The sequence below is a fragment of the Paenibacillus xylanilyticus genome, assembly GCF_047246825.1.
Lineage (GTDB): Bacteria > Bacillota > Bacilli > Paenibacillales > Paenibacillaceae > Paenibacillus > Paenibacillus xylanilyticus_B.
Genome location: NZ_JBFOLB010000001.1, coordinates 1,519,319 through 1,541,029, shown reverse-complemented (window position 1 = coordinate 1,541,029; position 21,711 = coordinate 1,519,319). Strand labels below are relative to the sequence as shown.

The following is a 21,711-nucleotide window of genomic DNA, read 5'->3' as shown; positions in this document are numbered from 1 at the left end:
TATTGAAAAAGATCTTAATCCTTGGTATTGTGGCAAGCGGCAAAACGACATTGGCTAGGGAATTATCTCAAAAATTAAATATACCGTGGTATGAGCTGGATACCATAGTTCATCACGACACACCTCATGGAAGAAATAAACGCACACCAGATGAACAAGTTGCGGTGATTAAGGACATTGACCGTTCGGGCTCTTGGATATTTGAAGGGACAGATCGTGAATCTTACAGATGCTTATGGGATATGGCAGATACGATCCTCTTTCTGGATACACCTTTGCGAAAACGGAAAATTCGAATTTTTCTGCGATTTATCAAACAAAATTTGGGCCTTGAAAAGAGTCATTACAAATCAGACTGGCAAATGTTAAAAATGATGTATGCGTGGACAAGGGATTTTGAGAGAAATCGAGTGGATTTTGAAAAAAGGTTACAACACTATAATCAAAAACTTATGATCTTAACGGATAATAAAAAATTTGAAGTACTCCTGTCTTGATTTTTATGAAGATCAAACGGGGCGAAATTATCGAAAAGGGCGGGAGTACCATGCAGTATGATGACATTCAACAAACGTTGACTACGGAAAGGCTATGTCTGAGATTGTTCGATGAGTCCGATGCTGCCACCGTCACTGAGCTGTGCAACAACTACAATATTTATAAAAGCACACTTACCCTGCCTTATCCCTACTCGGTGGATTGTGCCTTGTCCTGGATTCAGCAGCATCGTCATAACTTTGATACGGATAAACACTATGAATTTGCGATTTGTGATAGAGCAACAGGGGAAATATATGGAGCGATAGCCTTATCTAATGATCAACGGTACGATCATGGCGAAATCGCTTATTGGGTTGGTGAACCATTTTGGGGGAAAGGGTATGCGACAGAAGCTTCGGAAGCCCTGTTGGAATTTGCTTTTCACGTGAAAAAATATCATAAAGTATACGCAAGACACTTTGCCTCGAATTCGGCATCTGGACAAGTTCTTCGAAAAATAGGCATGATACAGGAAGGTATTTTAAGGGACCATGTGAAGAAAGAGAGTCACTATGAGGATCTAATCTATTATGGAATTGTAAAAAAATAAGCAGTATTCATAAACATTTTATAAACTTCGTGATAATGCGAAAACCCAACTTTCCTCAGCATCAACCCACAAATCCAAAGCCAACGTTATGACAACCTTAATCCATTTAAATAAGCAGAAAATGAATTACTATGAATCGTTAATAGTACATTTTCTGCTTCTTTTTTTTAAAATAATCATGGGCTTCTGCTATAAAACTCTCCCTCATAAGAAAGTAAGCTCAGTGATTTTCCTCAAGGACTGAAACAAGCATTATCCTCCCTAAAAACATAATATAACCCTATATTTTGGTATATTTATGCATGTTTATGGTTACTAATTCCCTTAAATGTTTTACAAAATTGGTGCTCTTCCAAATCATTCTTCTTACATTCAACTTGTATCCTACTTGTGTACCAGAGAGTTCGGTATGAACTTGACCAAATTTCAGGAGGGTATACATTGTGAACAATAGTAGACGCAAAAGTTATCAAAGCTTGATCTTCTCGCTTGTATTTATGCTTGTCATCCTATCCGGATGCGGAGCCTCAGCAAGTTCAAGCTCCAGTGACGGCGGAATGCCGGAAGTGATTCGAATCGGTATTATGCCAAGTGAAGAGGGCGAGATGAACCGTTCTCAGGAACAGCTTGCAGCAGACATTACAGAAGCAACTGGCATCCCTGCTGAAATTTTTGTAGCCGAAGATTATAACATGGTTATCGAAGCCCTGCGTGCAGGCAAAATTGAAATTGGACTCATCGGTCCCTTTGGTTACATCATCGCTACCGAACGAGCAAATGCAAAACTGCTTGTCCGTTCTGAAAGTGATCAGCAATCGAATACCGTAATCCTTGTCCGTAATGACTCTCCTTATCAAAGTGTAGAAGATCTTAAAGGAAAAGACTTTTTGTTTGCCGATCCGGCATCCACATCAGGAAACCTGTATCCGCGTGCCACATTGATGAAAGAGCTTGGTCTTACAAATGAGGAACTGGATTCCTTTTTCGGCAGCGTAGCGTTCTCCGGTGGACATGACAAATCGCTGCTTGCGCTGGCAAACGGCAATGCGGATGCGATCGGAACGTCAAGCCTCATGGTGCCGATGATGGCAGAATCAGGACTTGTAAAAGAGGAAGATTTCCGTGTTATTGCCGAATCGGATCCCATCGTTGGCGGAGCCCCATTGCTCTATCGTCAAGACTTGCCAGAGGAATTGGTCACACAACTGCGTGAACTTATGCTGGAGTACGATACGAAGAATCCCAAGTTTCTGGAAAGTGTCGGTGCAGCCCGTTTTGTAGAAGGCAGTGACAGTGACTTCGATCCCATTCGTCAAGTCGCCAAGGATCTGGATATGTCCCCAGAAGAGCTGCTGAGCAAATAAGGTTAAGCAACATAGATGAGGAGGATTTTAATATGACACTATTGCAAGTGGAAGGATTGTCCAAGGTATATCCGGATGGGACCAAGGCGCTGAATAACTTGGATCTGCAGATCAATCCGGGAGAGTTCGTTGTTGTCATTGGACCGAGTGGCGCGGGGAAGAGCACCCTGCTGCGCAGCCTGAACCGCATGATCGAGCCGACAAACGGAAAGATTCTTTTTAAAGGCAGTGAAACCATGGGCATCAAAGGCAAAAAGCTCCGTGAATTGCGCCGCCATATGGGAATGATCTTTCAGGGATATAATCTGGTCACCCGCGTGTCTGTACTTCATAACGTGCTTCACGGCCGCTTAGGTTACATGAATGCATTTAAGGGAGCGCTGGGCCTCTACTCCAAAGAAGATACGGAAGCTGCAAAGGGAATGCTGCATCGTGTTGGTTTGCATGAGCAAATGTACAAGCGGGCAGATGAACTCAGCGGAGGCCAGCAGCAGAGGGTAGGTATTGCACGAGCGCTCTCCCAAAAGCCGGATTTGATTTTGGCGGATGAGCCCATCGCGAGTCTGGACCCTGCTTCCTCGGAGACGATCATGCATTATTTGTATACGATCTGCAAAGAGGAGGGCATTGCCTGCCTATGCAATCTGCATCAGGTAGATATTGCGAAGAAATACGCGACCCGTATCATCGGCATACATAAAGGATCCAAGGTATTTGACGGAACACCTGAAGAGCTTACGGACGACATGATCCGGCTAATCTACAACCAGGTTAATCCCAAAGTGAAGGAGACGGCCTGACATGAATGCGGCACAGTTGCAATCTGCCCGGAAAATGAAACGCACGCAGACGATATTGTTCTTTATCGTGCTGGTGGCTCTCATCATCTGGTCTTCGATCGGGGCGGAATTTTCATTTGGAGCTTTGTTCACTGGGGTAGGCGAAAGCTTCCGGTTTATCTTTATTGACTTCCTTCCGCCTGATTTTTCAACGCTTTCCCAACTCATTGAACCTGCCTTACAGACACTTTATATGAGTGTGGTAGCAATGGTAATTGGGTCAGTATTAGCCGGGCTGCTATCCTTTCTGGCAGCGGCTACCACAAGTCCGCATCCTTACCTGCAGGTATTTGTCCGGGCTGCGACTTCGCTGTTTCGGAACATTCCCGTTATCATCTGGACCATTCTCCTGGTTGCAGCGTTCGGACTGGGGGCTGTAGTCGGTACGATGTCGCTGATCCTGATTTCGATCGGTATGCTTACACGTTCCTTTGCCGAGGTGCTGGAGGAGATTGACATGGGGCAGGTAGAAGCTGTTCGTGCTGCTGGCGGGAGTTATCTGCAAGTGTTGTCCCAAGCCGTTTTCCCACAATTCTTACCCGGATTTATCGGCTGGAGTTTGTACAACTTTGAAATTAACGTACGCGCCTCCACGATTGTGGGGATGGTTGGAGGCGGAGGCCTCGGATTTATTTTGCAATCGAAATTGAAGCTGTTTCAGTATCAGGAAGCCAGCATGGCTGTTCTGCTTGTGCTCGTTATCGTTCTCATTGTAGAAACGATTACCAATCGCGTAAGGGAGCGAATCATATGAGTATGCCGGTGAACGAAGCGAAACCGTCCTTGACGTTGTATACTTCCATGCCAGAGCCACCTAAACCGAAAAAGAGCAAGCTGCTGATTGTCGGTCTGCCGCTTATTGCCGTGCTGTTTGTGTTCAGTCTCGTTCAGCTTCAGTTCGACTACGCCAAGATTGTGCAAGGTTTTACGAAGCTTGGCGGTTATATGGGGGCCATGTTTCCTCCTGATTTTTCGGACTGGCGGCATGTTCTGCTGGCTGCCGTTGAGTCGCTGCAAGTTGCTATTCTCGGATCGGTACTGGGCATTGTGGTGGCGTTCTTTCTTTCCTTTTTGGCAGCAAGCAATTTGACGCCTCATCCATTTGTCGCCTGGATCATCCAAAGTGCTGCTTCCTTGCTTCGTGCGATTCCTACCATTGTATGGGCCCTCATCTTCATCGTGTCCGTCGGACTTGGGCCGCTCCCTGGTGTGCTCGCGATTGCCGTTTCTGCGGCAGGCATGCTCGTCAAAGTATTTGCACAGTCGCTTGAAGAGATCGACAAAGGGGTACTTGAAGCGATGCAGTCTACCGGTGCGAGCTGGCTGCAGATTGTCATGCAGGGCATTTTGCCAACAGTAAAAACAGCCTTTATTGCCTGGTGCGTGCTGCAGCTGGAAGGCGGTATCGCTGAATCTACCATTCTTGGCGCGGTTGGCGCGGGAGGTATTGGATTTGAATTGACCCATGCAATGAAATCATACAACTTTGCAGCCGCTTTGTTTGTCGGATTGGTTGTTTTCATCATGGTATTCAGCGTGGAGTTTGTGGCAAACCGATACAAAATGAAGTTAAAGACACGTCAGAACTAAATAATCGAACATCCATACAGAAGTAAGACCAATTTGAGGAGGAATTATCATGTCAACATCTAAGCCACTTTTGAAGCAAGGACCACTAGTACGGGCGAAATACAGTAAAAATAACGGGATTACGCTTGCCTGGAATATGACAGAGGACGTAGAAGCAGAGGCCATCTATCATTCCATCCTGCCAGAATTCGATGAACTCAGCAGCACGCTGCTTGAGGTACGAATCGATCCTATAGGGTCAGCTTTTACGAGAACGCTGTCTCCTGGCCGTAACTTTTATCATGTGAAGTTCAAGGATGGTTCAGTATCTACCATTAACGATCGTATGATATACACAGATGGCGTGATCAATTTCAGGGATATGGGCGGTTACCTCACAGAAGATGGCCGGACGACCCGCTGGGGGATGCTGCTGCGATCGGCCGATCTGCATGAGCTCAGTGAGCAGGACCTGCTAACGGCCGATGCCCTCGGCATTGACTGGATTTGTGATTTGCGCAGCGAGTTTGAAGTAGCCAGCCGTCCAAGCCCTGCTATCGGTAAAGCGATCAACACAAATATCCCATTTATGGCGGAAGCAAATCCGGAGGAAATGCAAAAGATTGGACATGATCTGCATGCTGGCTACAAAGCCATGATCTTAAATACCGACAAATGTGCACTCATTCTGCATGAACTATTAAAAGAAGACCGGGACACTTCACTATTCCACTGCGCCGCAGGCAAAGATCGTACTGGAGTTGTGTGTGCATTGATCCTTCTCACATTGGGTGTGCCACGGGATGTGGTCATTGAGGACTATGAGCTGACGAATCTTGCGGTAGACGGACTCATGCAGCGCTTCCTCTCAGGAAGCAATAAAGATTACAAAGCATACATGGACCAAATGCCAGATCTACAGGGAGCGATTCCGGAAATGATGAAAGCCGCCTTTATAGAGGCTGCACTTGAAGCAATCGACGAAAACTATGGATCATTCGAGTTGTACCTTGCAGAGGGGCTTGGCATTAACGAAGAGCAGCGTACAGCACTTCAAAACAAATATCTGGTTTAGAAAATGGAGTCCAGACGCTGGAATACAGTGTTGGACTCTTTCTTTCCTCCGGCTTGGTTGCGTAACTTCTTCTAAGACTGGTAATATAGGGTGATATGTAGATATCGTTAGAAGTCCAATTAAAGACCTTATCAATGGGAGAAAGGGATTATATCATATGAACAAAATATCGCTTGTGGATACAGCATACATGATGCTGCGTGAGCGAATGGTTTGCGGAGAACTGATGCCAGAAACTTTGCTTTCAGAGAACGAATTGGCTGAGGAGTATCAAATGAGCCGTACACCGATCCGTCATGCGATCGCTCGCCTCGAATCAGAAGGTTATGTGACCTCACTCAAAAATCGTGGTGTGTTGGTCAAGGAGGTTCGTGGAAAGGAATTTCTTGATTTGATTGAACAACTTCAGTCCATGCTCTTCTATTGTTTTGAAATGATGAAAAACCCGAACCGAGAGATCCACCTGAACCTTGAGTCGCTTGCAGCTCATGTTGAAGTTCAGCGAACTGCGGAGAAAAAGAATGACTATCCCTTATACACCGAGCATCAATTTCTCTTCATGCGAGAGATCGTTGAATCCTTGAACAATGGGGTGATGCTAAGCACATTCGACTCTTTCCGGGATAAACTATATATGCATTCCATCGTCCGCTTCAAGCAGACACCACATATCAAACACTACAGTGCAATCGGAATCAATCGGGATACATTGCACGCTTTATCAAACAACGATTATGGAGCAGCACAAGAAGTTGTGTTATCTCTTATTCTTATAACCAGAGAACGTATGCTGGCTACCGGGCAGTTTTAACTTTTTTTCTTATGGCAAGGGGAACGAGTTTTGCGTCATTGCTCCTGTAAAAATTCTTTGTTATACTATCTGGGAGATTTTCAATCTTTTCGAGAAAAACCTTATAACGAGCATTTTGCATAAATCCTGGTGAACTAAAAAACGGCTGCCTTTACGGGCAGCTTATTTTATTGGGGAGGCTGAAGGAATGACTGTCGTTGGTCTTTTGGGAACCATTCATAATCCGGAATTGAGAGAAAAATATCACTGCTCGCTAGCTCTGTATGAAGAGCTAATTACCGAATTCGACCCGGATATCATCTGTGGGGAAGTACATCCATTAAGTTGGAAGAAATACATTCAGGATAAAGAAGATAAAGGTTATTGGGGAGAGCCGGCAAGCGAATATTGGGAGCTCATATTTCCGTTATGCGAGGAACACAACATTGAGTTCGTGCCTATTGATTGGTTTGAATTGGATGTATGGAATAACTTTGATCCCTTCAACGGATATTCCGAAGTGCAGCGTGAAGAACTAGAGAAGATAGATGATGAATGGTTTTTGAAACAAATGAATACATATGACGCAGGAAACATACCGTTTAATTCGGTTGAATTTGATGAAATGACCAAACGGAAGTACGAATGGTTAAACCAGGTCAATCCAGATGCTCAAAATTTCCGCTGGGTCGTTCGTAATCAAATTATGATTCAGCGAGTCAAGAATACATGTCACTCCAATCCAAGAAAGAGAATTCTGTGTGTCGTGGGGGCAGATCATAATTATTTGTTCAAAGAGGAGCTGATCACAGAGCCAATCCAGTTGGTATATCCATTGCGTTAGTTTCTCATTACAGCAGAATCTATTTCGTATATAATAGAGAACACGTAACATTCTATTTCTACATACTATATAACAACGAGGTGCACCAAACTTATGGCAACGATCTATGACTTCACGGTTACCAAAACAAGCGGAGAACGATTTCCGCTCTATCAATATGAAGGAAAGCCTGTGCTGATTGTGAATACGGCAAGCAAATGCAAATATACACATCAGTTCGATGATATCCAGAAGCTGTACGATAAGTATAAGGGTCAAGGGCTTCAGGTGATCGGATTTCCTTGTAACCAATTTGCTGAGCAGGAGCCGGGGAGCAGTGAAGAAGCAGCTTCCTTCTGTCAGATTAATTATGGCGTGAAATTCCCCATGTTCTCCAAAATGGATGTGAATGGCGACACGGCACACCCACTGTATGACTTCCTGAAAAAATCAGGACCATTTGCCGGGTTTGACGAATCGGATGTGCAAGCCAAACTGCTGAAACTGATGGTTGCGGATAAAGCTCCGGAGTGGTTGCATGGGGATGCGATCAAGTGGAACTTTACGAAGTTTCTGATTAATGCCGAAGGGCAAGTGGTCAAACGCTTCGAACCAGTGGATTCGATGGATGCCGTTGAGGCGAGCATCGAACAACTTTTGTAAATCATAGCATTCGCAGGGGCCATGACATAACCGTAAAGTACGGTACGTTCATGGCTTCTATTCTAGATAAGAAAAACCTCTCCCATAGGAGGTGCCGAAATATGACACGCATCATGCACTTTAATGCTCCGCTGGAATACAGTTATCGTTCCACACGTATTTACAATAATGGATTGTCTGACGGATTTCATTCTCATCCACATTACGAGGTTTATTATTTTCATGAAGGCGAGTGTACCTATATTATAGGAGACCGCGTTTATAGTCTCGAACCGGGTGATTTGATTTTAATGCACGGGATGACGCTTCATCGTGCACATCCGATACCTGACGTACTGTATGAACGAACGACACTGCATTTTGATCCTTCACTCATCCGCAGAAGCCTTCATCCGGATCGAATCAGCGAATTGCTAATGCCGTTTGATGAGCTGAGAAACTGCCGAATCAATCTAAAGGGAGACATCCGTGCGGAATTTGAAGCTCTGCTGCTGAACCTGGATCAGCTTTCGGCGAATTCAGGCGAATACCGACAGGAACGGATGACTGTTCGTTTGTGTGATCTGTTATATTTTGTGGCCGGCATCTGCCGCGGCATCGTGGTGGAGCATCGACCTTCTTCGGAGAAGGAGAGGCATGTGCAGCATATCATGGGTTATGTGGATACCCACTATATGCAGGATATTGGACTGGACGATCTGGCAAGTGAGCTTCATTTGTCCAAGCCTTATTTGGCCGGGTTGTTCAAAGAGATGACAGGCAGTACCATATTTAAATATCTGTACGACCGCCGTATTAATCAGGCCAAACTGCTATTTCAATTCCAACCTGAAATCACGGTTACCGAGGCAAGTCGGTTGTCGGGCTTCAAGCGATTATCACACTTCAGTCGGATGTTTAAACAAAACGTAGGTTGTGCACCTGATCTTTATCGCAGTCGTTTGCACCAAACACAATAAATATTCCCGGCACTGAAAATCCCGTACAACGATCTCCAATCGGCACAGACTAAAGGAGGTATGATTGATGGAAACTGAACTACCCTATACGTTTAATTACCGAATCGGATCATCCGAAGCAGACTATAAGTCTCTATACCGACCCTCGGCATTGCTCGAACATATGCAGCTTGCAGCAGACCGCGATCTGGCCAGTATGGGCATTACCGTATCGGAGATGCTGGATCAGGGGCTGGGCTGGATGCTGATTACAACCGATTTGACGATATTGCGCCAAGCTCGGTTGGAAGAAGAAGTGAGTCTGCAAACCTGGCATAAAGGCAACAAAGGAGTTATGTGGCTCCGGGACTATCTTCTCACTGATGCAGAAGGGATTCACATAGCCGAGGCCCGGACTTCCTGGGCTTTGGTCGATCTGGAGAAACGAAAGATCCTCAGACCTTCGGCACTGCCTTTGGAAGTGAAGTCACATCCCGATTTATCGTTGGGAGCACCACCGGAAAAAGTGGCTTTTCCTCCAACACTGGAAACAAAGGAAGAATATCGACTAATGGTTCGATATAGCAGCACGGACAGTAACGGGCATATGAATAATGCCAGATACGCTGACGTTTGTTGTGATGCACTCTCAGCGGATGAACTCAGTAACCGTCTAACCCGCATGCAGATATCGTATCACCGGGAGATGCGGATGCAGGAAGAATTGGTTGTTGAACGTACGAAAGCGGTGGATGGGGTGGTCTGGATTCGCGGACGATCTGGAGCCGAGGAGCAAAGTATTATTTTTGAAGCTAAGCTTAGTTTTGAGAATGTCATTTCCTAATAAGAGAGTGTGAAGACCAGCCTGGATATTCGGGTTGGTCTTTTTGCCGTGTTTAGAAGACATGCAGAAAAGGTAAAGAAAGGGTAATGAAACCAGAGGAGGCGTTTGAGAATGAAAAATCAAATTTCGGGTCAAAATAAAGAATCGAATAAGGAACATCCTCGCGATAATCCGGAGCAGTTTCCGACGGAGAAGGAAAGTTTACTTGACCAGTTTGAAGAAGAGCAGACGGTCGATCCCATTCCCTTGGAAGATCTGAATATGGAACAGCAAGAAGAGAAGAATAAGGATCAGACCAAGAGCAATTCTTCTACCGAAGAGAAGTACCGTGCCGATTTTCGGGAGTCCAATACAGAATAATTGTATACTTGGTGAAAATAAAATAGTTTGTTGACTAATGTATGTTACTATATTATAGTTACTATGTTAGGAAGAAGGAATTACGATATAAAACCAATTTGGGAGGCGAATCGTTATGTCTACATCGTTCTTTGACGCGTTGAAAAACAGAAGATCCTATTATGGAATCAGCAAGGAATCCACAATCTCGGATGCTAAAATTCAGGAAATCGTTGAGGAAGCCGTGAAGTATACGCCAACTTCTTTCAACTCACAAACATCCCGGGCAGTCGTTTTGCTTGGTGAACAACATGATAAACTGTGGAATCACACAGAAGAAATTTTGCGTGAAGTGGTTGGTGATGCAGAAGCTTTCAAATCCACAGCTGAGAAAATGGTAGGATTCCGGAGCGGTTATGGTACAGTACTGTACTTTGAAGACAACAATGTCATCGCACAGCTTCAACAAAATTTTGCAGCTTACGCAGATAACTTCCCAATTTGGGCCAACCAATCCAACGGCATGCTGCAGCTCGTGATCTGGACTGCATTGGAACAGGAAGGTCTTGGAGCTTCCCTGCAGCACTACAACCCGCTGATCGATGAGAAAGTGAAGCAAGAATGGAATATTCCGGAACACTGGAGATTGATCGCTCAGATGCCATTTGGTAAACCTACGGCTACGCCGGGCGAGAAAGAATTCCAGTCCATTGAAGAGCGCGTAAAAGTACACAAATAAGGTTAAAGCATCGAACAGATTTCCAACATTTAAGCACATACGGCCTCGCTTCAATTTGATACGATGATGTAGATCGTACTCCAATGAAGCGAGGCTTTTTGATGTGAACAATAGAATAAAGCAACATGCTGGTCGAAAAGTGGGGATCGCCGTATTAGCGGCTCTATTCACACTTGGATCGGTGGCAGGATATTCAGTTCCTGTGAAGGCAGCTGCGGTGAAACAGCGATTCCAGGACATTAACACCAGCTATGCAAAAGATGCGATAACGCATCTGGTGAACCAAGGAATTGCTGCAGGAACGTCTGAAACCAGGTTTGAACCGAAAAAAGCGGTGACACGCGCCGAATTTGCAACTTTTGCAGTTAGATTGCTAGGTTTACAGCCTGTTAAAAATAATATTAGTCCCTATAACGATACCAACATAACTGCCTGGTATTATGGTAATATTGCCGCCATGACCAATCTTTCCATTCTCGAGGGAAAAGGACAGGGAACGTTTCAACCGAACGCTTCCATTACCAGGGAAGAGGCGGCAGCCCTGCTGGTGAGAATGTTGAAACAATCGTCCGTATCCACGGGGATGCTATCTTCAACGTATTATGATGCTTCTGATATTTCTGTATGGGCCCGGCCTTATGTGCAAAAGGTATATCAGCTTGGACTGATGCGCGGAAGTGATGGCTTGTTCCGACCGCAGGATCAGGTAACCCGTGAGGAAGCTGCGGTGATGCTTAATGCCATTTTGCAAAAGAAAGAATGGTCGGAGCAGCTTGAGAACCCTGATTCGTTGGGAATACAGTTGGGTTGGCAGTATAACTCTACCACTGCCGAGTTCAAAAAGCAGGTTGAACAATCTGAGGTAAATACGCTTGTGCCCCGGTGGTTTTTTCTGAACAGCAGCATGCAGGTGACGGACCATGCGGACGCCACCCTCTTATCATGGGCATCAGCTACCGATCGAGAGGTATGGCCACTGCTGGGGAATCGTTCGGATCCTGCGATGACGCACCAAATGTTATCCAGTTCAGCCAACAGAGCCTCCATCGTAGCTCAGGTTACTGCATATGTGAAGAAGTACAAACTGGATGGCATTAATGTAGACTTTGAGAATGTGCAGCCAGCAGATCGAGAAGGCATGACCGCATTTGTAACGTCGCTGACGGCGTCTCTCCATCCACTTGGCGCGGTTGTTTCAGTAGATGTATCTCCGGATTTGGGCACAGATTGGACGGAAGCCTTCGATTATGCCAAACTTGGCGCAGTGTCCGATTACATGGTTCTGATGGGGTATGAAGAACATTGGAACGGGGACCCTATAGCCGGATCGGTCGCTTCACTTCCTTGGGTGGAACGTGCTCTAGATACAATGCTCTCTGACGTGGTTCGTGCCAAAGTCATTTTGGCGCTTCCGCTCTACACAAGGGACTGGTCGTCGGCTAGTCCGGCAACGGACTCTTGGGATATTACACTTGCGGAACAGGGAACACGGGCACGAGCTGCGGGTTCCGTGAGGCAATGGAATGCAAGTCTGGGCCAATATGTAATTGGGTATTTGAGTAACGGAATGCCAAGATATATCTGGGCAGAGGACAGCCGCTCCTTAACTGCCAAAGTGAGGATGAGTACAAACAGGAAGATCGCAGGCCTGGCTTATTGGTACATGGGCGGGGAAACAGCGGATGTATGGAATGCCATCTCCAATGCCTCCCGTTTTGAATCATACCTATTTTAATAAATATAATTTATATGAGACCCAAACCGGGCCGTGAATCTGACGGACGGTTTGGGTTATTTATTTTTTGTACAAGCTATATATAGGACGTTTGAGTCTGATTGAGCGGTTTAATGTATAGAAGGATCGGAAGCGATCTGACAGAGACAATAAGAATGGACTGGAGGAGAAGGAACATGCGAGAGTTTGATTGCATTATCGTAGGAGGCGGACTCGCAGGACTTCAGGCTGCCATTCAGCTGGGACGTTACAGTTCGCATCAGGTGCTGGTCGTGGATGCTGGAGAAGGCAGGTCAACCCTGTGCCGAACCTATCATAATATTCTGGGATTTCCGGATGGCGTATCAGGTGAAGAACTGCGTTCCAACGGCAGATTGCAGGCCGAAAAAACCGGAGTTTTATTTGAAAAGGACCGGATTGTTGAAGCAAAACGGCTTGGAGAACAGATTCGTTTAACTGGTTCTTCTGGCGCTCAATATATGGCACGGACTGTACTGCTGGCAACTGGGCTTAGCGATCGTTTTCCTGCGATTCCGGGCTTGAGGCCGACGCTGGGCAGAACGGTCTATGTTTGCCCGGACTGTGATGGATATGAGATTCAGGATCGGCGTACCATACTGCTGGGGTCAGGTGAAGCGGGTGCCAACATGGCGATGATCCTGATTGAGCGTACAAAAAATCTTTTGTACATCAACCATGAACAGAGACCAATCTCAGCTGAGCTTCATCGGAGCATGAAGGAGGCCGGCGTGCGCTATCTGGAAGCTGCGGTACAAGAAGTTCAGCAAACAGCGGATGGCCATATTACAGGGGTTCTGACCGAAGATGGACAGATCTATGAGTCGGAGCGTGGATTCATTGCCTTTGGCGGAAATCGGGTACATTTCGAACTCGCAGAGCAGCTTGGAGCCGTCATTGCAGATAATAAACATGTGGAAGCTGACCATCGTAGTTTGCAGGCAGCCCCCAATGTGTGGATTGCCGGGGATTTGGGACTGCATGCGGAGCAGGCAACGGTTGCCATGGGTGAAGGTTCAATCGCAGCCATCTGGATTCATAAGGCTTTGCAAAAGATGAAGAAGAAGAATGAAGTGGAGCAGCTCTAAGACACAAGCATGGAGCCAGCAGATCACCTTCGTATAGATACACAGAAAGTCCCCCAACCCAGGATAGGGTTGGAGGACTTTTTGAACTGTTTGCAAGCAGATTGAATATTACTGGTTGGGTTTATTTCCGCTTTTTGTTGCCGTTTTGTTTTTGGGATGTCCCGTGATGTTATCAACGATATCTCCAACGGCATCTTCAATCATATCTGTAGGGCCGGGATTGTCGGAGTCCGGATGCAGCACAGTATTAACACCGGGCTCGAGTTTATCATTTTCCTTTTGGTTTTTGGGTTCGCTCATAAGTAATGCCTCCTTGTTCATTCCTATTTATAGTGTTCCTTAACATCTCCAAACGTTGTAATGTATATGTAAACGATTAACCGCTGAAAAGATTTTGAAACGCTGAACTAAAGGAGGAAGCTGCGTGATCAAAAAAACAAGTGTACTCCTGCTGCTCCTCGTCTTGTGTATCTGGACCTATTGGAGAACGGGAGGGGAAGATCAGAATCCATATCTAATTACAGACTACAGCCGCCTACACCCGGTAAAAGTGGAACGAGTCGTGCAGGGGCATCAGGAACAGCAACTCGTGGAACTGCTGAAGGATGCCAGAGACCGTCATTTGACCGTGTCCATTGCGGGACAACGTCACAGTCAGGGCGGCCATACCTATTACCGAGATGGTATCGTAATTGATATGACTTCCTATAATCAAATACTGGATGTCCAGCCGGAAGCGAAAAAGATAACTGTTCAGGCAGGCGCTACCTGGGCTGATGTGCAACGTGCAATAAACCCTTATGGGCTTTCCCTCAAAAATATACAGTCTCAAAATATCTTTACTGTCGGGGGTTCAATTAGTGTAAATGCCCACGGGAGGGAGCTTCGCAACGGATCGTTGATTCAGAGTGTGGAATCCTTTCGTCTTATGACCGCAGATGGACAGATCCGGGAAGTAAGCCGTACATCCAATTCGGAACTTTTTCCTTTGGTTTTAGGTGGATATGGTCTCTTTGGTCTGATTCTGGATGTTACGCTTACGTTAACGGAAGATGAATTGTACCGACTTGAAGTAGAACGGATGGAAGCGAAGGATTATCCAACGTATTTTCAAAAGAATGTGCTTCGCAACCCCAATATACGGATGCATCTGGCTCGCCTCTCGCTTCAACCTGGGAAAGGATATTTTAGCGATATGTATGCACTGAATTATGCCATCGATTCGGACGCCTCACTTCAGGATTATAATGATCTTGCTCTACGTGAGCAGGGCGTGCTGCCTGCCAAGATCTTGTTTAACCTTAATCGCGGTACTGAGTGGGGGAGAGATTGGTTTTGGGGGCTGCAGCAGCGATATTTCGATTCTCAGGCTGGTACGAGGATTAGCCGGAATAATGCCATGGCGTCTCCGTCCGCATTTATGGAATACCACCAGCCGGGTGCCAATGACTTGCTGCAGGAATATTTTATCCCTGTTGATGCGTTTCCTGTATTTGTTGAAGAGATGGGGGAAATCGTCTCACAAGAGAAGCTGGATCTGTTAAATATTACGGTGCGTTATGTGAAGAAAGATGAAGAAGCCGTACTTTCATATGCGACACAGGACATGTTCGGACTGGTATGTCTGTTCCATGCTTCACTGTCGGACGAAGAACAAAAGAAATTCAAGGCGAGCTTGCAAAAGATTATAGATACGGTTATCCGCTTGAACGGTACCTATTATTTGCCCTATGAGGGATATGCCACGGCAGAACAGTTTGAGCAGGCTTACGCTCGTAAGAACGAATTTTTTGCAGCAAAAGAGCATTATGATCCCGATCATGTATTTATGAATTACTTTATGGAGCAATACGGGGGGAACGGTAAATGAATATGAAATGGTTGGTCCGCTCACAAAGCATGGTCACCCTAGCTTCAGGCATGATTTATCCCTATTACTTGTTGTTTCTCAAAAATCTCGGTAACAGTTTCTCCAAATATGGCCTCGCCTTTGCCGTTTTTACGATCAGTTCTGCAGCAGCTTCACAGTGGCTGGCCCCCAGGATGGACAGATATGCACGGCAGTGGCTTATTTTGAGCTCACTGGGTATGGCCGGAACGATGATTGCTTTCCCTTGGATTACAACTTACATATGGGTATTGCTGCTGCAGATGATTATGGGGTTGTGCAATGCGATGCAGCGGATGAGTGAACGGGTATTGCTTGCAGATTTCACTGAACCAGGAAAGCGGGGCAAGGTGATTGGAAATTATCATTTCTGGACGTCTGCAGCTTCGGGTTTCGCTGTCATCATCGGGGGGCTGCTGATCGACTGGTTGACGATTGATGTTTTATTTTATCTGAGCGCCGTACTGTATGTTTGGGGAAGCTTGGCCGTGTGGAGGTCCATTCAACTGCCGGTCAAGGATCATAGGTAAAGGATAGAAATGGACTGATTAATCTCCGGCGAGAAGTTTATATTATAGATGAAGAGTCAAATCATAACGCTAAAGGAGGAATTTATAATGAATGAAAACAATCATGTGATCCATAAGGATGGTCAAGTAGCAACGGAAAAGGTTGAAAACGCCATAGACAAAATCGCACCGGAAGAGCGGGAACAAATACTGCAAAATTTTGATGCCTTCAAGGAATACCTCGGGAAACGTATTGCTATGGGTGAATCCATTGGCCTCGGTGAGGAACAAATGGCCAAAATTGCCGAGAAGGTAGCTGATTATCTGGCTGCCAAAGAAGAGCCTCGCAACCGTGAAGAGAAATTGCTGCAGGAGCTGTGGAATGTGGGTAAGGAAGAAGAACGCCACATGCTGGCCCATATGCTGGTGCGTCTGGCACAACACACTCATTAAGATTAAATCTGTAGGGGACCTTAAATGCACTGCATTTGAGGTTCCCTTTTTGATGGTGGCATTTTCTGAGATATTAGTGACGCGGATTGTAACTATTTTTCATCTGGCTGATACTTTTGATTGAATGTAAAGAGATATGATGTCTATAGTAAAAGTTGAAACGAATATTCACATGAGCGTTTGAAGCAAAACCCTTCCGGTTAAGGAATAGTAACGTTCATATAAGGAGAGATGCTGCCTATGAAGAACGCGGCGAAACAATGGAAATTTAAGATGCTGGGTACTGTTACGCTATTGTTGGGTATCATTGTGCTTACTACATATTTGCTTACACCGGCGAATGCCGAGGAAAGTACCAGTTCCTCACAAGTTTCAACCAAAGAAGCTCAGGCAGTCAATTCCGAAATGTATACAGCGTATGTGGATGATCTGCAGCAGGAGAATGGCAAACTGTATTTGGTCGTGGACAAGATTGGATGGTATCAGGGAGAAGAAGCAGATAGAGTATTCGAGCAGCGTAACCCTGATTCAGGTATAGATGGTGCTCCGGATGGCTACTATATTATCAATGATAGCAAGGAGCAGGAAAAGGTTGAAGTTAGCGCAGATGCCGAAATGCTGATGCAGCTATATGATCGAGATGGAACGGTACAAGGTACCACGATCCAATGGAATGAACCAATTGCTCTCAGCAAATTTGAATCGTTATATGAGAACAAAGCCATTTTGGATCTGTCCGTTTTTCCGTATCACCTTACTGTGCAAGACGGAAAAGTTACAAAAATTGTACAGCAATATATACCTTAAACATATATGCTCAAGCATTCTTCCTGTTCGTCAGAACGGTGGGGAATGCTTTTTTGATTATGACAAAATGTGAAAGAAGATTGTAATTCATTGTAGGTACATGTATCATTATTGGAATGGTGTTTTTACATAGTTCAGGAGGCTCCTCATGCTTAAAGACATGATTGCATTAACGAAGCCTAGACTGCTGCGGCTTAATGTGTTTGCGGTTGCAGTAGGATTCTGGGTCGCTTCAAAATGGGATATCTCGTGGTTATCCCTGCTGCTGGTTATTATCGGGTCAACTCTGGTCATTGCATCCGCTTGTGTCATCAACAATTACTGGGATCGTGAACTGGATCAGAAGATGGAACGGACCAAAAAACGGATTGAGTACATCAACCATCTTCGCCCAGGCTTTGTACTCTGGTACGGTATCATTCTGGGGATTGCCGGGTTTATCGTGTTATACGTTTGGGTGAATCCCCTCTCAGGCTGGCTTTCACTTCTGGGGTGGTTTGCTTATATCGTCATTTACACGATGTGGCTGAAGCGCAGCTCCACCTGGAGTACTTCCCTCGGGGGAATAGCCGGTGCGATGCCGCCCGTCATCGGTTACTGTGCGGTGACGAATCAGATCGATATGGGTGCATGGTTGCTGTTCGCGCTGTTATTTTTATGGCAGCCGCCTCACTTCTGGTCACTTGGCATCCGCCGGGTAGAGGAATATCGTGCAGCCGGTTTTCCGCTTTTGCCTGTTGTAAAAGGGATTAAACGGACCAAGTATCAGATGGTGCCTTACGTTTTCTTGCTGCTCCCTGCTGTTTGGCTGTTGTACTACTATGACTATGTTGGACTCGTCTTTTTACTGGTGTCGCTGGCTGGCGGACTGATTTGGTTCATCCATACGCTCAGTGGACTCAAAGCAACGGATGACGAAAAATGGGCCAAAATCAACTTTTTGATCTCGGTTAATTATCTAATGCTTATATTTATCCTAATGGTGGCAAATACGACCTGGGCATAATCTGGTCTTGTGCTGGTACACTACAAACATGATATCGTCATTATGACATATCAAAACAAGCATCTTATGGAACGGCGTGTGGACAAGCTGAACGTCCCCGTTTAGGACCTGAGGTGTTTTTTTGCTATAATTAACAGATGTTTTCTATTATGAAGATTTTGGAAGAGGGTGCATATTAATGAGTCATCTGGAGCAGGCGATCCTGTTGAGACAAGAAGGGAAGATGCAGGAGGCTGTTGAGTTATTGCAGGAAATGGCTGAGAAGGAACCGGATAACGCGCACATCTCGTACCAACTGGCCTGGACACATGATTCACTTGGATTGGAACGCGAAGCAGTGCCATACTACGAGGCAGCTCTCCGTCAAGGATTGACTGGGGAAGACAGAGCGGGTGCCATACTTGGACTCGGCAGCACGTACCGGACCCTGGGGCAGTATGACCAGGCAAAAATATGGTTAGAAAAGGGGATTAAAGAATTTCCCGAACATCGGGAATTGGAAGTGTTCTATGCAATGGTACTCTACAATTTGGGAGAGCATGCGGAAGCCATGAAACGGTTGCTCATACAGCTGGCAGATACATCGGGTGATGAGGGAATTAACGAATACAGCAGGGCGATCCGCTTTTATTCGGATCAATTGGATCGGGTGTGGAGCTAGATATATCGTTTTGAGACGGGTGCCTCAAATTAGGATGAGAGGATGGTATCATGAACTCCAACAATGAACTGGAACAGGTGAAGGAGAGGGTTGAACGGCTTGAGCAGAAGCTGGATCTGTTGGCAGGCAGTCTGCAGGGAAATCGACGTTCACCTGCAACTCGGTTTCTGATTGGCTTTGGTGTTGTGTTGGCAGTCCTTTTTATACTCATGATATACATTGGCGTTGTACAATTTGTAAGTGGTGGCAGTTAAGGCTTTTTGAATAATCCTGAGCGTTATTTAAAACATCTTTTCGCAGACTAACGGGCATGAGCCAGCCATTCTTGAACGGCTTCAATAAACCTGCGGGTTGCTGGAGACAGATTGGCAAGGGAGGGACAGGCCAGACCTATAGTACGATAAGGATCTCCGTGGAGCGGAACAAGAACCAGCTCAGCCGTATGGCCTTGTAGAACCATCTCCGGCAGGAGGCTAATACCGAGTCCGTTCCGGACCATGGCCATAATGGCCTGATCCTCTGCAACCTCGTAGACCACATTCAGCTTGGCAGCATGCTGGCGAATCAAACGTTCAATTTCATTATCACCGCCCCAACGGGGAAGAATAAAAGGCTGTTCCAGCAGGACTTCAAACGTTACAGAAGTCTCATCTGCAAGCGGGTGACCTTGAGGCAGGATGCACATCATCCTGTCTTTTTGCAAAGGGATCGTTTCATAAGGCGAAGCATCGCCAAGGGATAAAAAACCGAGATCAATGGCTCCGCCTGCAAGCCAGGCTTCAATTTCAGCGTAGTCGCCTTCCCACAGTTTGATCTCAATTCCAGGATGGTGCAGGCGAAACTGCTTCAGTATTCCAGGCAGCCATTGGGTCGATACACTGGCAAAGGTTCCTATTCGTACTGTACCTACCTCAGCTCCCCGAATTAATGATATTTCCTGATTCATAAGTTCGTTCCAGCGCAAAATTTCTCGGGTGTAACCCAGAATCCGTTCCCCCTCAGTGGTAACATGTACGCCTGTGCGACCTCGATTCAACAATGAGAATCCACAATCCGTTTCCAGACTGGCAATAGCGTGACTGACAGCAGACTGAGTAATATTCAGTGCTTCAGCAGCCTTGGTGAGACTCCCATATTCCACGACTGCGTTCAAAATCTCATATTTGACCAATGACATATTTCGATCCGTTCCTTCCGACGATAAATACATGAATTTATTTCATATTAACTATTATAAATATTCATTTTTATAATGCAAAGAGATCGTTTATACTTGCCAAGGCGAGTTGGTTGGTACGGACTCAGCAGAGAACATTACATAGAATGAAGGTTGAAGCAGCGTGGGTAAAGCAAGTGGAAAACAAGTGAATGTTACAAGAAGAGCAGATCTGCAGATGCTGCTCGCAACGGTTATTTGGGGCTCCTCCTATTTGTTTATGAAGTCGGGTCTGGAATCCATGCAGGAACTCAATCTGGTCGCTTTCCGCTTCAGTATTGCTTTTATTGCGGCAGCGGTCATTTTCCATCGCAGACTGTTCCGGATGGACCTGAAGGCACTCGGAGCGGGCACGATTATGGGAACGGCATTATTTGCAGCTTTTGTGTTAATCACCTATGGAGTACAGCGGACGACAACTTCGCAGGCAGGATTCCTGATTAGTTTGGCCGTGATCTTTGTCCCAATCCTGAGCACGATCTTACATAGACGTATGCCGGATACCCGGTTGATGATTAGCATTATTGTGGCCGTTGCCGGACTTGGCCTGCTTACGCTTCAGCATGAACTTAGCCTGCATACCGGGGATGTACTGTGTATTTTGGCGGCTCTAACATATGCCATTTATATACTGATCGCTGGAAAGTACATTCCCAAACATGATCCCTTAACGCTCGGTACCATCCAGCTTGGTGTGGCAGCCCTCTGGGGGATCGGAGCTACATTCCTGTTCGAAAGCCCTCGCTTGCCGAATAGCCCTGAATCCTGGGTCGCTATTCTTGGACTGGGCGTGTTATGCAGTGGCCTTGGCTACATCCTGCAGACGCTGGCTCAGCGTCATGCGTCGCCAACCCGGACCAGTCTTATTTTCTCTCTGGAACCTTTGTTCGCGGCGGCATTCGCATTCAGCTTCCAGGGCGAATCACTAACGCTGCAAGGATACACTGGAGCCGCATTGATGTTGATAGGCGTATTAATTACGGAGATCAAATCATGGGACGTCAGGTTTTGGCGCAGAAAGCGGGCGACGTTACCCACAGAGCTTGGAGAACAGGGTGCTACCGGGGTATAAATCAGTAGAAATCAAAAGAGTTTGGATCTCTCTTTCAGGAAGAGGGTCCAAACTCTTTTTTATGACACTTTATGTGTAAATAACCATTCGAAGTTGGCTAACAAACAAAACAAAAATGACAACTTGTTTTGTTGATTTCTGTTTTTTATGCTACACTGGATGTAATTTAAGGGAGAACGGGTGAG

The 21,711-nt window shown here is 45.9% G+C and carries 26 protein-coding genes; 24 read left to right on the top strand and 2 right to left on the bottom strand.

What is annotated here, in order from left to right; all coding sequences use genetic code 11:
* The first annotated feature begins 2 nt into the window (after positions 1 to 2).
* The 16 genes from AB3N00_RS06545 to AB3N00_RS06470 all read left to right on the top strand — a co-directional run bounded on the left by AB3N00_RS06545 (position 3) and on the right by AB3N00_RS06470 (position 13,914).
* Positions 3 to 497, top strand: a complete 495-nt coding sequence (locus AB3N00_RS06545) for a hypothetical protein (RefSeq protein WP_413033862.1) — start codon at positions 3 to 5, stop codon at positions 495 to 497.
* Positions 498 to 547: 50 nt separating this feature from the next.
* Positions 548 to 1,090, top strand: coding sequence for a GNAT family N-acetyltransferase (locus tag AB3N00_RS06540; protein WP_413035208.1), 543 nt, complete (start codon positions 548 to 550; stop codon positions 1,088 to 1,090).
* Positions 1,091 to 1,533: 443 nt separating this feature from the next.
* Positions 1,534 to 2,454 (top strand): phosphate/phosphite/phosphonate ABC transporter substrate-binding protein, encoded by a 921-nt coding sequence (locus tag AB3N00_RS06535; protein WP_413033861.1) that lies wholly within the window; start codon positions 1,534 to 1,536, stop codon positions 2,452 to 2,454.
* A 32-nt stretch (positions 2,455 to 2,486) separates the two neighbouring features.
* Positions 2,487 to 3,254: a phosphonate ABC transporter ATP-binding protein gene (gene phnC, locus AB3N00_RS06530; RefSeq protein WP_413033860.1), complete on the top strand. Its 768-nt coding sequence runs from the start codon at positions 2,487 to 2,489 to the stop codon at positions 3,252 to 3,254.
* A 1-nt stretch (position 3,255) separates the two neighbouring features.
* Positions 3,256 to 4,047, top strand: coding sequence for a phosphonate ABC transporter, permease protein PhnE (gene phnE / locus AB3N00_RS06525; RefSeq protein WP_413033859.1), 792 nt, complete (start codon positions 3,256 to 3,258; stop codon positions 4,045 to 4,047).
* Positions 4,044 to 4,883: a phosphonate ABC transporter, permease protein PhnE gene (gene phnE / locus AB3N00_RS06520; protein ID WP_413033858.1), complete on the top strand. Its 840-nt coding sequence runs from the start codon at positions 4,044 to 4,046 to the stop codon at positions 4,881 to 4,883. Before phnE (AB3N00_RS06525) ends, phnE (AB3N00_RS06520) begins: the two co-directional genes overlap by 4 nt.
* 49 nt (positions 4,884 to 4,932) lie before the next feature.
* Positions 4,933 to 5,937: a tyrosine-protein phosphatase gene (locus tag AB3N00_RS06515; RefSeq protein ID WP_413033857.1), complete on the top strand. Its 1,005-nt coding sequence runs from the start codon at positions 4,933 to 4,935 to the stop codon at positions 5,935 to 5,937.
* A gap of 157 nt (positions 5,938 to 6,094) precedes the next feature.
* Positions 6,095 to 6,748, top strand: coding sequence for a GntR family transcriptional regulator (locus AB3N00_RS06510; protein ID WP_175396181.1), 654 nt, complete (start codon positions 6,095 to 6,097; stop codon positions 6,746 to 6,748).
* A gap of 187 nt (positions 6,749 to 6,935) precedes the next feature.
* Positions 6,936 to 7,571 carry a hypothetical protein gene (locus AB3N00_RS06505; RefSeq protein WP_413033856.1) on the top strand — a complete coding sequence of 212 codons (636 nt, stop codon included), beginning with the start codon at positions 6,936 to 6,938 and terminating at the stop codon, positions 7,569 to 7,571.
* 93 nt (positions 7,572 to 7,664) lie between these two features.
* Positions 7,665 to 8,213: a glutathione peroxidase gene (locus AB3N00_RS06500; RefSeq protein WP_413033855.1), complete on the top strand. Its 549-nt coding sequence runs from the start codon at positions 7,665 to 7,667 to the stop codon at positions 8,211 to 8,213.
* A gap of 101 nt (positions 8,214 to 8,314) precedes the next feature.
* Positions 8,315 to 9,172 carry an AraC family transcriptional regulator gene (locus AB3N00_RS06495; protein WP_413033854.1) on the top strand — a complete coding sequence of 286 codons (858 nt, stop codon included), beginning with the start codon at positions 8,315 to 8,317 and terminating at the stop codon, positions 9,170 to 9,172.
* Between the two features lie 67 nt (positions 9,173 to 9,239).
* Positions 9,240 to 9,995: an acyl-[acyl-carrier-protein] thioesterase gene (locus AB3N00_RS06490; protein ID WP_413033853.1), complete on the top strand. Its 756-nt coding sequence runs from the start codon at positions 9,240 to 9,242 to the stop codon at positions 9,993 to 9,995.
* 111 nt (positions 9,996 to 10,106) lie between these two features.
* Positions 10,107 to 10,355, top strand: coding sequence for a hypothetical protein (locus AB3N00_RS06485; protein WP_413033852.1), 249 nt, complete (start codon positions 10,107 to 10,109; stop codon positions 10,353 to 10,355).
* Positions 10,356 to 10,470: 115 nt separating this feature from the next.
* Entirely contained in the window at positions 10,471 to 11,073 is a 603-nt protein-coding gene (locus AB3N00_RS06480) for a nitroreductase family protein (protein ID WP_413033851.1), read from the top strand.
* A 103-nt stretch (positions 11,074 to 11,176) separates the two neighbouring features.
* Entirely contained in the window at positions 11,177 to 12,808 is a 1,632-nt protein-coding gene (locus AB3N00_RS06475) for an S-layer homology domain-containing protein (protein ID WP_413033850.1), read from the top strand.
* A 176-nt stretch (positions 12,809 to 12,984) separates the two neighbouring features.
* Entirely contained in the window at positions 12,985 to 13,914 is a 930-nt protein-coding gene (locus tag AB3N00_RS06470) for an NAD(P)/FAD-dependent oxidoreductase (RefSeq protein ID WP_413033849.1), read from the top strand.
* A gap of 108 nt (positions 13,915 to 14,022) precedes the next feature.
* Here AB3N00_RS06470 and AB3N00_RS06465 read toward each other — a convergent pair whose 3' ends face one another.
* Positions 14,023 to 14,214: a hypothetical protein gene (locus tag AB3N00_RS06465; RefSeq protein WP_413033848.1), complete on the bottom strand. Its 192-nt coding sequence runs from the start codon at positions 14,212 to 14,214 to the stop codon at positions 14,023 to 14,025.
* Between the two features lie 124 nt (positions 14,215 to 14,338).
* On the opposite strand from AB3N00_RS06465, the gene AB3N00_RS06460 reads away from it, so the two are divergent.
* The 7 genes from AB3N00_RS06460 (at position 14,339) to AB3N00_RS06430 (ending at position 19,492) form a co-directional block, all read left to right on the top strand.
* Positions 14,339 to 15,784 carry an FAD-binding oxidoreductase gene (locus AB3N00_RS06460; RefSeq protein WP_413033847.1) on the top strand — a complete coding sequence of 482 codons (1,446 nt, stop codon included), beginning with the start codon at positions 14,339 to 14,341 and terminating at the stop codon, positions 15,782 to 15,784.
* Positions 15,781 to 16,332 (top strand): MFS transporter, encoded by a 552-nt coding sequence (locus AB3N00_RS06455; protein ID WP_413033846.1) that lies wholly within the window; start codon positions 15,781 to 15,783, stop codon positions 16,330 to 16,332. The genes AB3N00_RS06460 and AB3N00_RS06455 overlap by 4 nt, the downstream gene beginning before the upstream one ends.
* A gap of 87 nt (positions 16,333 to 16,419) precedes the next feature.
* Entirely contained in the window at positions 16,420 to 16,764 is a 345-nt protein-coding gene (locus AB3N00_RS06450) for a DUF3243 domain-containing protein (protein ID WP_175396192.1), read from the top strand.
* Between the two features lie 240 nt (positions 16,765 to 17,004).
* Positions 17,005 to 17,571, top strand: a complete 567-nt coding sequence (locus tag AB3N00_RS06445) for a hypothetical protein (RefSeq protein WP_413033845.1) — start codon at positions 17,005 to 17,007, stop codon at positions 17,569 to 17,571.
* A 148-nt stretch (positions 17,572 to 17,719) separates the two neighbouring features.
* Positions 17,720 to 18,577 carry a heme o synthase gene (gene cyoE, locus AB3N00_RS06440; protein ID WP_413033844.1) on the top strand — a complete coding sequence of 286 codons (858 nt, stop codon included), beginning with the start codon at positions 17,720 to 17,722 and terminating at the stop codon, positions 18,575 to 18,577.
* 178 nt (positions 18,578 to 18,755) lie between these two features.
* Positions 18,756 to 19,238: a tetratricopeptide repeat protein gene (locus AB3N00_RS06435; protein ID WP_413033843.1), complete on the top strand. Its 483-nt coding sequence runs from the start codon at positions 18,756 to 18,758 to the stop codon at positions 19,236 to 19,238.
* Between the two features lie 50 nt (positions 19,239 to 19,288).
* Positions 19,289 to 19,492: a hypothetical protein gene (locus AB3N00_RS06430; RefSeq protein ID WP_413033842.1), complete on the top strand. Its 204-nt coding sequence runs from the start codon at positions 19,289 to 19,291 to the stop codon at positions 19,490 to 19,492.
* Between the two features lie 47 nt (positions 19,493 to 19,539).
* Here the strand turns inward: AB3N00_RS06430 and AB3N00_RS06425 are convergent, their stop codons facing one another.
* Positions 19,540 to 20,448 carry a LysR family transcriptional regulator gene (locus AB3N00_RS06425; protein ID WP_413033841.1) on the bottom strand — a complete coding sequence of 303 codons (909 nt, stop codon included), beginning with the start codon at positions 20,446 to 20,448 and terminating at the stop codon, positions 19,540 to 19,542.
* A gap of 130 nt (positions 20,449 to 20,578) precedes the next feature.
* Here AB3N00_RS06425 and AB3N00_RS06420 point away from each other — a divergent pair, with 130 nt between their 5' ends.
* Complete coding sequence (locus AB3N00_RS06420) at positions 20,579 to 21,526, top strand: DMT family transporter (protein ID WP_413033840.1); 948 nt, start codon at positions 20,579 to 20,581, stop codon at positions 21,524 to 21,526.
* Positions 21,527 to 21,711 lie beyond the last annotated feature (185 nt).